The 13972-nt window shown below is 65.4% G+C and carries 11 protein-coding genes; 3 read left to right on the top strand and 8 right to left on the bottom strand.

Annotation, left to right across the window (positions count from 1 at the left end):
• Positions 1 to 14: 14 nt before the first annotated feature.
• The 4 genes from hpnE to N2605_RS10665 all read right to left on the bottom strand — a co-directional run bounded on the left by hpnE (position 15) and on the right by N2605_RS10665 (position 3408).
• Positions 15 to 1271: a hydroxysqualene dehydroxylase HpnE gene (hpnE, locus tag N2605_RS10680; RefSeq protein WP_225113510.1), complete on the bottom strand. Its 1257-nt coding sequence runs from the start codon at positions 1269 to 1271 to the stop codon at positions 15 to 17.
• Positions 1271 to 2110: a presqualene diphosphate synthase HpnD gene (gene hpnD, locus N2605_RS10675; RefSeq protein WP_057027142.1), complete on the bottom strand. Its 840-nt coding sequence runs from the start codon at positions 2108 to 2110 to the stop codon at positions 1271 to 1273. The genes hpnE and hpnD overlap by 1 nt, the downstream gene beginning before the upstream one ends.
• Entirely contained in the window at positions 2100 to 2984 is an 885-nt protein-coding gene (gene hpnC, locus N2605_RS10670) for a squalene synthase HpnC (protein ID WP_109144429.1), read from the bottom strand. Before hpnC ends, hpnD begins: the two co-directional genes overlap by 11 nt.
• 190 nt (positions 2985 to 3174) lie before the next feature.
• On the bottom strand, positions 3175 to 3408 hold the full coding sequence (locus tag N2605_RS10665) for a hypothetical protein (RefSeq protein WP_025035011.1): 234 nt from the start codon (positions 3406 to 3408) through the stop codon (positions 3175 to 3177).
• 458 nt (positions 3409 to 3866) lie between these two features.
• On the opposite strand from N2605_RS10665, the gene N2605_RS10660 reads away from it, so the two are divergent.
• Positions 3867 to 4364, top strand: coding sequence for a hypothetical protein (locus N2605_RS10660; RefSeq protein WP_036006098.1), 498 nt, complete (start codon positions 3867 to 3869; stop codon positions 4362 to 4364).
• A gap of 91 nt (positions 4365 to 4455) precedes the next feature.
• Positions 4456 to 5289 (top strand): hypothetical protein, encoded by an 834-nt coding sequence (locus N2605_RS10655; RefSeq protein ID WP_036006100.1) that lies wholly within the window; start codon positions 4456 to 4458, stop codon positions 5287 to 5289.
• Between the two features lie 21 nt (positions 5290 to 5310).
• Here the strand turns inward: N2605_RS10655 and N2605_RS10650 are convergent, their stop codons facing one another.
• The 4 genes from N2605_RS10650 to N2605_RS10635 form a co-directional block, all read right to left on the bottom strand.
• Entirely contained in the window at positions 5311 to 7677 is a 2367-nt protein-coding gene (locus tag N2605_RS10650; protein ID WP_225113511.1) for an efflux RND transporter permease subunit, read from the bottom strand.
• A 208-nt stretch (positions 7678 to 7885) separates the two neighbouring features.
• Positions 7886 to 8671: an ethanolamine ammonia-lyase subunit EutC gene (eutC, locus tag N2605_RS10645; RefSeq protein WP_225152741.1), complete on the bottom strand. Its 786-nt coding sequence runs from the start codon at positions 8669 to 8671 to the stop codon at positions 7886 to 7888.
• Between the two features lie 6 nt (positions 8672 to 8677).
• Positions 8678 to 10264: a B12-binding domain-containing radical SAM protein gene (locus tag N2605_RS10640; RefSeq protein ID WP_225152740.1), complete on the bottom strand. Its 1587-nt coding sequence runs from the start codon at positions 10262 to 10264 to the stop codon at positions 8678 to 8680.
• A 148-nt stretch (positions 10265 to 10412) separates the two neighbouring features.
• Positions 10413 to 11795, bottom strand: coding sequence for an ethanolamine ammonia-lyase subunit EutB (locus N2605_RS10635; RefSeq protein ID WP_260346533.1), 1383 nt, complete (start codon positions 11793 to 11795; stop codon positions 10413 to 10415).
• Positions 11796 to 12030: 235 nt separating this feature from the next.
• Here N2605_RS10635 and N2605_RS10630 point away from each other — a divergent pair, with 235 nt between their 5' ends.
• The gene (locus N2605_RS10630; RefSeq protein ID WP_260346532.1) at positions 12031 to 13770 is read left to right on the top strand and encodes a methyl-accepting chemotaxis protein; all 1740 of its coding nucleotides are present in this window, start codon (positions 12031 to 12033) and stop codon (positions 13768 to 13770) included.
• Positions 13771 to 13972: the final 202 nt, after the last annotated feature.

Below are 13972 nucleotides of genomic sequence, written 5' to 3'. Positions count from 1 at the left end.
CGTCGGGCCGCCTTTCAGGATCCTTTGGCGGCCAGAACCAGATCGGCGGCGCGGTCACCCGACCGGACCGATCCCTCGATGGTTGCTGGCAATCCCGTAGCAGTCCAGTCGCCGGCGAGGAACAGGTTTTTCAGCGCAGTGACCGGCCCGGGACGCAGGGCGTTCTGGGCCGGCGTCGCCGCAAATGTGGCGCGGCGCTCGCGCACGATCTGCCAAGGAGGCAGCTCACCGGAGACACCGCCCGCCTCGCAGACCTCGTTCCAGATCGTCTGCGCCAGTTCCTCGCGCGGCATGTCGACCAGGCGGTCGCCATTGCTGATGGTCACCGAGAGCCGGTTCGGGAACGCGAACAGCCATTCCACCACGCCGCCGATCACGCCGAGGATGGGCGCCGAGCCCGGCGGCGGCTCAAAGCGGAAATGCGCGTTCACAATGGCGCGGAATTCGGTCGGCGTCTTCAGCCCCGGGAGCAGGCTAGCGGCCGCGCGCGGCGGCACCGCCATCACGACGACATCGCCCGCACCGAGCTGGATCAAATCCTCGCCGCCGAAATTCAGCGCGGTCACCTTGCCGTCCGTGCTGACGAACGAGCGCAGCTCGTGGCCGAGCTGAACGCTGTGACCACGCTCCTGCAGAAACTTCACGGCGGGTTCGATCAGAACCGCGCTGAGACCGTCGCGCGCGATCAGCGGACGACAGGCCTGCCCGCCCGCAAGCAGCGTCTCCCGCACGATCGCGCCGGCGAGCCCGGCCGAGCCCTCGGGCGGATCGACGTTGAGAGCTGCCAGCAGCAGCGGCTGCACCAGGCGCTGATAGAGGATGCCCTCGGTCGGAATCGACTTGCCGACCAGCGTCTCCTCCGACGCCCAGATCAGTGGCGCCAGCTTGAGATAATCGGAAAGGCCGGTGTCGGGCACGCGGCGGCTTTCGTCGAGCACCCAGGTCGGCCACCGGCCATCGCCGAGATCGATCTGCCAGCGCTGCCCGGTTTTGACATCGACGAACGGAAATTGCGCCCGCTCGGGGCCGACCAGGCCCGCCTCGGTGCCGATCGCGCGCGCATAGGCGCGCGCATGGCTGTTGCCCGACAGCAGCAGATGATTGCCGTTGTCGATGGTGAGATTGGTGGCGCCGTCGAAATAGGACCGGCAGCGGCCGCCGGCCTGGTGCGTCGCCTCGTGCACGGCGACCTTGAAGCCGGCATTGGCGAGCCGCACGGCGGCGGAGAGGCCGGAAATTCCAGCGCCGATGATGTGAGCTGTGTTTTGCATCAGATGAAAGCGTAACGGAGCAGGATCAGGATGCGCGTGATCTTCGACACACGGACCGGCTCGCGCGGCGCGGTGAAGCCGCGCGCGATCAGGAGGTCCAGAATGGAATGGTAGTATTTCGACATGATCCGCGGCGCGCGCACGGCGCGGCGCCTGTTGCGGTTCATGATCTCGTCCGACTTCTCGAAGTGCACCTTGGCGCGCTGCGCCAGCGGCATGCAGACCTTCGGCAGCGCGCGCTCGGCGATCACGCGGTTCGGATCATCAGAGGTGATGCCGGCATGCAGCAGCGCCTCGCGCGGCAGATAGAGCCGGCCAAGGCCGGCGTCCTCGTCGATGTCGCGCAGGATGTTGGTGAGCTGCAGCGCGCGGCCGAGGTGGTGCGCGAGCAGGATGCCGTCTTCCTCGGGCATGCCGAACACGCGCACCGACAGCCGCCCCACGGCGCTGGCGACGCGGTCGCAATACAGATCCAGCGTCGCCATGTCGGGCGCACGGATGTCCTGCGGCACGTCCATCTCCATGCCGTCGACGATGGCGAGGAAATCCTCGCGCTTGAGCCCGAAGGTCTTCACCGAGGCGACGTAGTCCTTCAGCCGCGGCGGCGGATGGCCCTGATAGAGCGCGTCAATATCGTTGCGCCATTCCTGAAGTGCGGCGAGCCGCTCGTCGCGCGGGCCGTCGGAATCGGCGATGTCGTCGACCTGGCGGCAGAAGCTGTAGATCTGAAACATCGCTTCGCGCTGATCACGCGGCAGGATGCGCATCGCGGCATAGAACGAGCTGCCGGATGCGGTCGAGCCGTAATTGGCGCCGGGCGTGGTCGCCTCAAGCGTCATGGGCAGTCCCCGGTCTGGAAATGGCCTTGCGACGGATCGCACGGCGGCCAACTTCGCCGATGATCCCGGCGAGGCTGAAGGCGAGCAGCTCGAATTTGTTCAGATGCACGCGCTCCCGCAAGGGATCGCGTACCTTGAGCAAGCGCACGATGCGGTCGGCATAGGCCTGGATGACGGAGACGTCGACGCCGAGACGGAAATCCCGGATCTCGGCTGCGAGCGACCTGCCCTCTCCGAGCAGCACCTCGTTGCGTGCGGCGAGCGACTGCAGGCAGGCCAGCATCGCCGGCGGCGACTGCGCGAGACCGAGTTGCTCGACGGAGGCGCCGTGCGCTGCCAGCGCATCGCGCGGCAGATAGACGCGGTTGAGCTCGCGATAATCCTTGCCGCAATCCTGCAAGTGATTGTTGATCTGAAGGCCCGCGCAGAGCGCGTCCGAGGCGGCCCATGTCGAGGTGCTCTCGCCGTGAACGTCGAGCATGAAGCGGCCGACCGGCATCGCCGAGTAGCGGCAATAATGGATGACCTCGTCCCAGGTCTCATAGCGCAGCTTGGTCACGTCCATGCGGAAGGCGATCAGCACGTCGAGCGCATGACGTGGCGCCATGCCGCGCTCGGCCAGCGCGCGGCGCAAGCTGACGGCCTCAGGCTGGGTGTCACCCTTGCCGAGCAGTTCCGCCTCGAGCAGATCGAGATAAGCGAGCTTCTGGTCGGGGGGGAGCGTGGCGTGATCGGCGATGTCGTCCGCGGTGCGGACGAAATTGTAATAGGCCAGGATCAGGGCGCGATGACGCGGATGAATGATCCAGGACGCGACGGGAAAATTCTCGTCGCGGTCACCCTTGCCGGATCGCAATTCGCTCGCAGAGGTCATCGAGGGCTGGTTTACAATCGTTTGGACAGGAAGGGCTTTTTCGCTCGGGCGGGCTCACGCCGGCGACGCCGCCGCGGCCCCCATATAGGGGAATACGGCCGCAAAACCAATCCTGTCCGTCGATGGCTGCCCCTTCGAATTGGGCCCGGAAAAGCGGCCGAGGGCCGCCTTTCTAGGCCAATGGCCGAGTTTATTGATTGTGGTTCTTCAGCACCTGGTCGCAGGCCTGCGAGATCTTGGCCCGGTTCTCCTTGAGGCAGGCCAGGATGGTGAAATCGCCCTGGTCGATGACCGGGCGGCAGAACTTCTGCACATCGCGGGTGCAGGCCTTCTGCTCGGCGTCCGTGCCACGCCCTTGTTGGGCGAACGCTGCCGTCGAAAGGGAGGCCGACAGCAGGGTGAGAGCGACGAGAAGATTGCGCATTGTATTCCTTCATTCTGACGGCAGAATCGCACCGATCCCGGACTGCGCAGGGCGGATGGCCGGAACGGATTGGTTCTGATGGCAAGTCGCCGCTTGTAGCGGCCTCAGGGAAGGCACAAGCACTGGCAAATGCGGCCAAATTGGCGCCGCCCCCGCCGAATCAGGTCTTCCCCGCGCCTTCATTGACAGATGTAAGGGATTGATACTACATCATAATTCGGGAGCATTGCGTTTTAATGCAGACCTGTTGCCGCGCTGCATCTCTTCGCCCGTCCTCGGCTGCCGGAAACATGACGAAGCGCGGCAAATCGCGGCCCCTGGAAGCACGGCGCGGCCGCGTGAACCGCCGTCTCTGGCCGCCGGGCTTTGAACCTGCGACTTGCTCGGAGCACTAAACTTTCGATGTGGCGAGACGTTCTCGATCGAAGCGAACGTCGTTCCAAAGCGGGATATTCGAGATGACATTCTTTTGGCGATCTGGACTGGCAATCAGGGCGGCCGGCATCGGGGTGGCGCTGCTCTTCTCGGCATCGGCAAGCCACGCACAGTCGTCCGGACCGTTTGCCGGCTTCGACGGCGCGTGGACCGGAACCGGCACGGTGTCGCTGTCCGACGGCTCCACCGAGCGCATTCGCTGCAAAGCGGACTATAAGGTCGCCGGCAGCGGCCTCAACTTGAAGCAGGCGCTGAGCTGCGCCTCCGACAGCTACAAGTTCAACCTCACCAGCGACGTGACGAGCCAGGGCGACCGCATCTCCGGCAACTGGAGCGAGTCCAGCCGCAACATCTTCGGCAATCTCCAGGGCACCGCCGGCGGCGGCCAGATCGAGGTCTTCGTCGAGGCCAACGGCTTTGCCGCCAACCTGTCGCTGCGCACCAACGGCACCAAGCAGACGGTGCAGATCTCGTCCAAGGGCGAGATCCGTGGCGTCAACATCACGATGACGAAGGGCTGAAGGCCTTTCGCACGCAATGAGGAACATGCCCCCGGTTCTCGCGAGCCGGGGGCTTTTTGCTGACACGAACTGACCGGCTGGATTTGCTGAGATGGACCCGATCCGCAGACATCTGCTGAAGGCCGCCGGGCTCTTCGTGGCCAGCCGCGCCTTCGCCAGCGATCAGCAGGGAGCGAACATGCAGCCTTCGTCCGTGAAGCCGCGTCACGTACTCTGCTTCCTCGGCAAGAATGAAAGCCTGCTGCATCCGCCCAAGGCGGTGGCGAAGACGATCGCCGATTTCGGCTTCGAGATCGACCGCACCTATTCGCAAGCCAAACCCGATCCGCACATGGAGCGCTCTTTCGGTGTGTGCTGGGACCGCGTCTTTCCGAAAGCGTGGTCCGAGGCGGACGAAATGGCCGTACTCAATCACAAAGCGGTCCTCTACGTGCTGAGCCCGCCGATGGAGCAGCACAAGACGGTCGCCTATTCAGCTGCCGCCTTGCGAATTGTCGAGGAGATGATCGAGGCCGGCGCCACGGCCGTGAAAGGAGAAAGCGCGGGCGTTGCCCACGGACTCACGCGATGGCGGCAACTGGCCCGCGAGTGCAAGGCCGCCGCAAACACGAACCAGGGCCTTACCGTCACGCCAGCGATGGGCCGATCCTGTCGCCTCGCCTTCGCCAAGCGTCCGCTTGCCGGCGACACCTACAACGAAAGCGTCGGCTTCCACCTCGTCGGACTGCCGGAAATCTATGTCGCGCGATCGCGCGGCAGCGACCGTAACGCAGCGAATCTGATGGACGAAATCGCGGACGCAATGGCCGAGCGCGGCATCGAGGCAACGCTGCGCGACCGCAAGCTCGCGCTGTCGCGGGAGCAGGACTACGCCGAGGGCGACTTCAAGTTCAATCCTTACGGAATCGTTCGTATCGGCGCGTGAGGGCGGTCCGGCGCCGGCCCCTCAGATCGCCTGCTTGTCCGCGCCATGCAGCTTGGCGTGCAGATTGATTAGCCACATCGCCGTCGGCCGGAGGATGAAGAGATCAGCGACCAATGCCATCACCATCGAGAAGGCGCTGAGCCAGCCGAACAGACGCAGCGATGGCAGGTCGGAGAACACGGTGACGACAAGGCCGCAGGCGAGCACCACCGTGGTCAGGATCAGCGCAGGTCCCACCAGCACGGTGGCCCGCTCCACCGCGAGCGCCGAGCCGACACCCGGCTTGTTCTCCAGCCGCAGGCGGTTGAGGAAGTGGATGGTGGCGGAGAGGCCAAGTCCGAACGAGACGGTCAGCGCGACGACGCTGGCGAATTGCAGTCCCTCGCCCATGGCCCACAGCACCGTGCCCGACATCACCACCGGGAAGATGCCCGGCAGGATGCAGGCGAGTGTCACCACCCAGGAGCGGAAGGCGAGGCCGATGAAGATCGCGACCAGCGCGAATTCGATCGTGAGGCCGTGGTTCAGCTTCTCGATCATGTTGGCCGAGTTACGCGCGGCGATGGCGGCGAGACCCGTCACGGCGATCTCATAGCCCGGATGCTTCTTGCGAACGGCGTCGAGCTCCGAATCGAGCTTGTCGACGATCGGCAGGAGCTGGCTGGAATCCTTGTCCGGCACGCGGCCGGCTACCACGACAGCGTCCTGCTCGGCGTCGATGAAGCGGCGCACCAGGTGCTCGGGGATGACGCTGACATATTCCTTCAGCGTCGCGACGTCGGCACTGCCGGCCTTCTCCGCCAGCCAGCGGCGCAGCGTCTCCAGCGACCACACGTTACCGACCCCTGCGGACTTCTCGACTGTCGCGTGCACCTCGGCGATCGTCTGGAGCGTCTGCGGCGAATAAAGCGATTCACCCTTCGGGAACACGATCAGCACGTTGACGGGATTGGCGCCGGTCAGCTTGGCGTCTAACCGGTCGCTGGCGGCAACCGCCTGGCGCTTGTCCGGCACCTGGTCGGCGAGCCGGTAGCGCGGCTCCAGATTGGCATAGATGACGCCGAGGCCGCCGACGAACAGCACCGCCAGCAGGCTGAACAGGCCGGGCCGGCCGACCATGCGCACCGCAATCCAGTAGCAGAAATTGCGCAGCGCCTGTACGCCGGCATCAGCGCCCTGGAACTTGACTGCAAAGATCTTCTCGTTGCGCACGAACAGCACGCCGAAGACAGGCACCAGCGACAGCACCGCGACCAGCGCGATGATGGTGGCGGCAAGGCCCGCCTCGCCGAACTTGCGGATCAGGTCGGAATCGGAGAATTGCAGCGCGATGAAGGAGATGCCGGCGGTGCCATGCGTCAGCACGCAGGCCGGGCCCACCACCAGCACCGCGTTCTTGAACGCGGTGAACTTGTCCTGGCCCGCGATCAGCCTGTCGCGCGCGGCGAAGGTCAGCTGCATCGAGTCGGAGAAGCTGATCACCATGATGAGCGGCGTCATCACGTTCAGGAACATGTTGAGGTTGAAATTGGCCCAGCCGAGCGCGCCTAGCGCCAGCAGGATAGCGATCATCGGCGGGAATGCCGCCGCGATCATGAACGAGATCTTGCGGAAGAAGATGATGGCGATGATGCAGCCGGCGAGGATGCCGAGGATGTTGTAGGTCAGCCCGTCGCGCTCAACCGCGTTGCGGATCTCGAGCTGCATCACCGGGACGCCGGAGAGCTGCACGTTGAGGCCGGTGTCCCCGAGCGTCTCCTTCATCAGCGCACGGATGTCGGCGACGGTCTTGGTCAACTTGTTGGAAGCGACCACCTCCGGATCGAGCGACAGCACGACCAGCGCCAATGTGCCGTCCTCCGACAGCAGCTTGCCGCGGATGATCTCGTTGTTCTTGACGGTCTCGATGAACTTGTCATAGGCCGCGCCCTCCGGTAGCTCGGGCGGGAACAGGGCCGCCGGCAGCTTGCCGGGGGCCGGCGCCTGGCGCGCCGAGAACAGCGAGACCAGCCCGCGCGTGCCTTCGACCAGCTGCAGGTCGGTGACGAAGTCGCGCAGCTTCTCGAGGTTGCTGCGTTCCAGGAGGGTCTTGCCCTCGACCACGACGAGGACGTCGAACTCCTCCGCCGGGAATTTCTTGGTGACCTCTTCGTACTGGCGAAACTCGCGGGTGTCGGAGCGGAACAGCTGCGACAGCGAATCGTCGATCTTGATCCGGTAGATGCCGAACACCGCGCCGACGATCAGCGCGAGCAGGACGATGCAGGAGACGATCGGGGCCCGAACGGCGATCAGCCCGAGACGCTCCAGCCCGAAGGCGATGGAGGACGTAGATCCCTGCTCGACCTTGTCGACATGAACCTCACTCTCGCTGTGCTTTTCGAGCATGCCTTATCCAGTTCCTAAATCGGCTCGGCCTGTGAGCTTATCGCGCGCCGCGAACGGCTTGAAAACGCCATACCAATGGGAGGCTTGCCCTTTGAAAATGCGCGGAAAATCGCCGGCAGGGGTTTAGCAGGTCGACAGGTCTTTTCGCAAGCAGGCCCGGCGCGGCCGAATCGATCAGAAAAGTGGCGATCCGAGCCTGGAATGACCGTCATCCCGGCGAGGATGTGCCAATCTGGCGCGGCGCGCGGTCCGCACTCTCGTCCTTCAGCGCCACGCCGGTGATCTCCCGGGCCAGCCCCTCGCGGACCAGCCAGGCGATCTTGAACGCCGCCTCCTCGTGGCTCAACCCGGCGTGGTGGATGTTGGAGACGCAATTGCGCTCGGCATCGGTGCGGCCGGGCCTCGGCGCAAAGGTCAAATAGGCGCCGAGGCTGTCGGGCGCGGACAGGCCGGGCCGCTCGCCGATCAGCATCGCGACCATGCGCGCACCGAGAATGGCGCCGATCTCGTCGCCGAGCGCGACGCGCGCGCCCGAGGCGACGACGACATGGCGAACCGCGACAGCATCCCCCTGTGCAAGCGAATGCAACAGGCGCCTTGCCACGATCGCCGCATGGCTATGGACCGCCGCCGCGGACAGGCCGTCTCCGATCACGACCGCGAGCTGGCACGGCGCCGAGATGCTTCGTGCCAGACGCTGAGCCGAGCCGGGGTCGAGCTGTCGTCCCAGATCCGGCCGCCGCAGATAGTCGCCGCGATCGACCGCCCGGCTCCTGACCTCGGTCACCGCAACACCGAGTGCGTCGAGATCGGCGATGAGACGCGGCGTGTCGAAGGCCGCATGCACAGCATCGCGCGCGCGGGCATGGTCCAGCGTGAAATCGAGCAACGCTCTCGTCGGCAGGCTCGCGCCGCTGCGCCCCAGCGCGACGCGCGCAGGCGTAAACGAGCGCAAATCGAGGGTCGGACGGCGCGGCAGGGCCGGGTCAGACATGTGGCATCATTCGGCGGGCACGGAGGCCTCGCGCAGCCGGATCGAATAGTTCGAGGCGTTCTGCTTGCCGCTGGAGGCCGCGCGCGCAAAGGTGATGAGATGGTGCGCGACCAGCGTGCAGCCGATCAGGCCTTCGATGTCGCCGCGCTTGATGCGGCCCAGCGCGAACTTCCAGAACACGCGCCTATAGTCGCCGAGCACGCCGACCTTCCAGAAGATGTTGCGCAGTATGACGAGGCCGCGCCGGATGCTGCGCCAGGTCTTCATCTCGTCCGGCACCGGTACCTTGAGCCGGTTCACATAGACGTGGTCGCATTGGTGCTGATAGCGCGCGTAGACCTTGTCGGGCGCGTAAGCGACTGCCATGGCGTGCTTCCAGGACGCGACGACCTCGTCATAGGGCAGCAGGAAGTCGACGTTGGAATCGCGGCCATCGTCCTCGACCAGCCGCCCCTCGCGCTCAAGCCGGTCCCATAGCGGCGTCTTCGGCAGCGCCTGCAGCAGATTGATGGTGAGCAGCGGAATCCGGGACTCCTCGACGAAGGCGAGCAGCGCCTCCGAGGTGTTCGGCTTGTCGGTGTCGAGCCCCATGATGATGCCCGAGACCACCTCCATGCCATAGGAGTTAATGGTGCGCACGCCCTCCAGGATCGGGACCATCATGTTGTGGTCCTTCTGCATCGCCTTCAACGCGTCGGGATCCGGCGTCTCGATGCCGCAGAAGATGGTGATGAAATAGGCCTCGCGCATCTTCTCGAGGATCTCGGGGCGCTTGGCGATGTTGAGCGTCGCCTCGCAAGCGAGCCGCACCACGTAGCCGGTCCGCTTCTGCCACTCGATCAGGTGCGGCAGCAGGTCCATGGCCGCCTTGCGGTTGCCGATGAAATTGTCGTCGACGAAATAGACCGTGTCGGTCATGCCGCATTCGCGCAGGCGGTCGAGCTCGGCGATGATCTGCTGCGGCGTCTTGATGCGCGGATTGCGGCCGTAAAGGCCGGGGATGTCGCAGAACTCGCACTGGTAGGGACAGCCGCTGGAATATTGGATGCTGCCGAGGAAGTACTTCTTCACGTCGGCGAGCTCGTAGGCCGGGATCGGAAACTCCGTCATCGGCACGCGGTCCTTGGTCGTGAGCACGACCTGCTGTTCGGGCCGCGAGGTGCCGCGCGACAGGATCTCGATCAGCTGGTTGGTGGCATCGCCGAGCTCGCCGACATGCAGATAATCGAAGGACGGGTAATAGTCGGGACAGGCGCTGACAGAAGGCCCGCCGAGCGCGACCGGCAGATCGAACTCATGGGCGCGGCGGCAGATGTCGTTCATCTGCTGGCGCTGGATGTGCATGCCGCTGACGAAGACGGCTTCCGCCCATTCGAACTCCTCCCTCGTCGTGCGGCGCAGGTTCTCGTCGACGAATTTGACCTGCCATTCCTTCGGAAGATAGGCGGAGATCAGCAGCAGCCCTTGCGGCGGCATGAAGGCGCGGACGCCATCGGTCAGGGGATAGGAATGCTCGAACGTGCCGAAGGACGAGGTGTAGCGCGGAAACACGCAGAGAATCCGCCGGGACGTTCCGTTACTTTCAGCTCGCATCAAAGCTCCCCCGCCACACTCAACCGATGGTGCGGAAATTGCCAGCCCGACACATAGCGTAATGCTGTCGCCGGAATTTCTCAATATTGTGGCGTAAGCATAATTCCGAGAGGCGCCGATGGTTTCCCAACCGAGTTGACCTTCCGCCTCATGCGATCAGCCGCGCGGCAAAATCGGGCAGCAGGCCTGCATCGCCGGCAATCCGGAAATCGGCACCTGCAATGCCCGAGCGCGCCAGCCAGTCGTCGAATTCCGGCGCGCGGCGCAGCGCGAAGACGTCCCTGACATAGAGCGCGTCGTGAAAAGACGTCGACTGGTAGTTCAGCATGACGTCGTCGGCACCGGGAACACCCATGATGAAGGTGACGCCGGCGGCGGCGAGCAGCGTCAGGAGATTGTCCATGTCGTCCTGATCTGCCTCGGCGTGGTTGGTGTAGCAGATGTCGACCCCGAGCGGCAGGCCGAGCAGCTTGCCACAGAAATGATCCTCCAGCCCGGCGCGGATGATTTCCTTGCCGTCGTAGAGATATTCCGGGCCGATGAAGCCGACCACGCTGTTGACCAGCAGCGGAGCGAAGGCGCGGGCGACCGCATAGGCGCGCGCCTCGCAGGTCTGCTGGTCGACGCCGTGATGGGCGCCCGCTGACAGCGCCGAGCCCTGGCCGGTCTCGAAATACATCAGGTTCCGCCCGACCGTGCCGCGCGACTGCGACAGCCCGGCCTCTTGCGCCTCCTTCAACAGTGCGAGGTCGATGCAGAAGCTGCGGTTGGCGGCCTCGGTGCCCGCGACCGACTGGAAGACGAGGTCGACCGGCACGCCCTGCCCGATCAGCGACAGCGTCGTCGTGACATGGGTCAGGACGCAGCCTTGCGTCGGGATCTGCAGCCGCGCGATGATCTCGTCGAGCAGCCGCAGCAATTGCGCGATGACGGCGGGGTCATCGCTGGCGGGATTGATGCCGATGCAGGCATCGCCCGCCCCCAGCAGGATGCCGTCGAGGATCGAGGCGGTGATGCCCCTTGCATCGTCGAAGGGATGGTTCGGCTGCAGGCGTGTGCTCATCCGCCCCCTCAGGCCGATAGTGTTGCGAAAGGCGGTGGTGACCTCGCATTTCCGCGCCGCCAGGATCAGATCCTGGTTGCGCATCAGCTTCGACACCGCGGCCGCCATCTCCGGCGTGATGCCGGGCGCCAGCTTGGGCAGGATCTCGGGCGTTGCGGCGTCCGACAGCAGCCAGTCGCGGAAGGCGCCGACCGTCAGCGATGCCACCGGCGCGAACGCCTTGGCGTCATGGCTGTCGATGACGAGGCGGGTGACCTCGTCGGCCTCGTAGGGAACGACGGCTTCCTGCAGGAACTGGCCGAGCGGCACATCGGCGAGCGCCATCCGCGCGGCGATCATCTGCTCGGAGCTGGCAGCGGCAATGCCGGCCAGCCGGTCGCCGGAGCGCGGGGGTGTCGCCTTGGCGAGCAGGTCGCGCAGGTCAGGGAAGCTGTAGGTCGTGGCGTCGATGCTGTGGCGGTAGACCAAGGGTCTCTCCGGGGTTGCTCGGCCAACGGCCGACTCCAAGACTATCCCAAAAGACTATCCTGAAACTAAACCTTCGGATCAAGACGCTGAAATGACTTGCCTTTCCTTCGACCAAGGACGGAGGCGGCCAGGCCGCGCGTTAACGAGGCGTCCATCTTCGTTCTGCATAGTTTTGCAACAATTTGCCTGACCCCGTTCACCGGCCGGTCAGGCCAATCCGGGCTCCTTGAACATCATGACATCCGACCGATCTGGGAATGCCGCCAAGCCGGCAGGCCGCTTCACGCTTGCCAGCAAGCTCTATGCGATCTTCGCGCTGTTCGCGCTGCTCACGGCAGCGATCGCGATCTTGTCCGACTACAACAGCCGCCGCAGCGCGGACCTCGCAGTCGCGATTGAGACGGCCAATGCCGCCGCGCTGAACGTCGAGCGGGTCAACTCCCTCGTCTATGCGGTGGTGATGGAATCGCGCGGCATCTACATGTCGACCGAGCCGGCCGTGGTGAGGAAATACGGCGACGGTCTGCTCAAGTTCAACGCCCAGATCCTCGACGTCGTGAAGCGCTGGGAGACCATCGTCAAGGCCGACGATGCCGAGCAGTTCGCGACCTTCAAGAAGCGCATTGAGCAGTTCGTCGAGTTCCGCAAGGAGCTGGTGCGGCGCGGCGTCGAGATCAACGCGGCAGCGGGCCGCGAATGGGGCGACAACGACGCCAACCGCAGCGTCCGCTCGGCGCTGAACAAGGACCTCGAGGCGCTGTCCAAGGTCTATGCCGAGCGCGGCAGGCAGATCGCGCAGCAGACCGAGACCGCCCGCACATTGTCGTTCATCCTCACCTGCCTCGGCGGCGTGGCGCTGGCCCTCGTCGTCGCTGGCATCGTCATCATTGCCCGCTCGATCGCCCGGCCGCTCGCCGCGATCACCGCAACCATCAAGCAGGTCGCCGACGGCGCCGCCGATGTCGTGGTGCCGCACTCCGACCGCGCCGACGAGATCGGCGCGCTGGCCCGCGCCATCCAGGTGTTCCAGGACTCGATGGGGCGCAACCGCAATCTCGCCTCGCAAGTGTCGCAAGACGCCGCCGCGCGCGAGGAGCGCGCCCGTCACGTCGAGCGGTCCGTCGAGCAATTTCGCGAGGCGATCGGCGCGATCATGCGCGGCCTCAGCGACAACGCCTCCGTCATGCGCGAGACCGCGCAGACCATCACGCGTGTCACTGCGGATGCGAGCAGCCGCGCCGGCACCGCGGCGAACGCCACCGAGCAGGCCTCGCACAACGTCACCGCGGTGGCGGGCGCAGCCGAGGAGCTTTCGGCCTCGGTGGTGGAGATCGGCCGCCAGGTGCGGCAGAGCGCCGGCGCGGTCGAGCAGACCGGCCAGCGCACCGAGAAGTCGATCTCCGAGATCGAGAGCCTCGCTGCAGCCACGCAACGCATCGACGGCGTGCTCAACCTGATCCAGGCGATCGCCGAGCAGACCAACCTGCTCGCGTTGAACGCCACCATCGAGGCGGCGCGCGCCGGCGATGCCGGCCGCGGCTTTGCCGTCGTCGCCCACGAGGTGAAGGCGCTCGCGGGCCAGACCGCCAAGGCCACGGCCGAGATCAGCGAGAACGTCGCAATGATCCAGGCCTCGACGCGGAACGCCGTCGACGCCGTGCGCGAGATCGGCGGGGCGGTGCGCGAGATCAACGAGGTCACGTCCGCGATTGCCGGCGCCGTCAGTCAGCAGGACCAGGCCACGCGCGAGATCTCCTCCAACGCGCAAAGCGCTGCCCAAGGCAACGAGACGCTGGTGGCGAACATCACCTCGCTGCGCGATGCCATCGGCGAGACCGATACCGCGGCGGCTTCGGTGTTCACCGCAGCCAGCAGCCTGACCGAGACGGCGCAGACGCTGTCGCGGGAGGTGGAGACGTTCTTCCAGAATCTGCGCGCGGGGTCGGCGGACGGTCGCATCGCCAAGGCGGGGTAGCGGCCCGCCTGGCGCCGCGAAAACGGTCGCTCCAGCAAAAACGGAAAAACAACCCCATGCACAGTAGACGGGGGTCAGCTTTTTCAATGGCTTGGCGGCCCGGCGCGAAGCCCTGCTGTTGTTACGGACCGATTTTGACTCGTCGGGCAAAACAGGGGCATGATGTCAGCATGCCGAGCGTGGCGCCTGTGCCGCGGCTGGC

Origin of the sequence: Bradyrhizobium yuanmingense (assembly GCF_025200905.1) — a bacterium.
Taxonomy (GTDB): Bacteria; Pseudomonadota; Alphaproteobacteria; order Rhizobiales; family Xanthobacteraceae; genus Bradyrhizobium; species Bradyrhizobium yuanmingense.
This window is presented reverse-complemented; position numbering and strand designations above follow the sequence as displayed.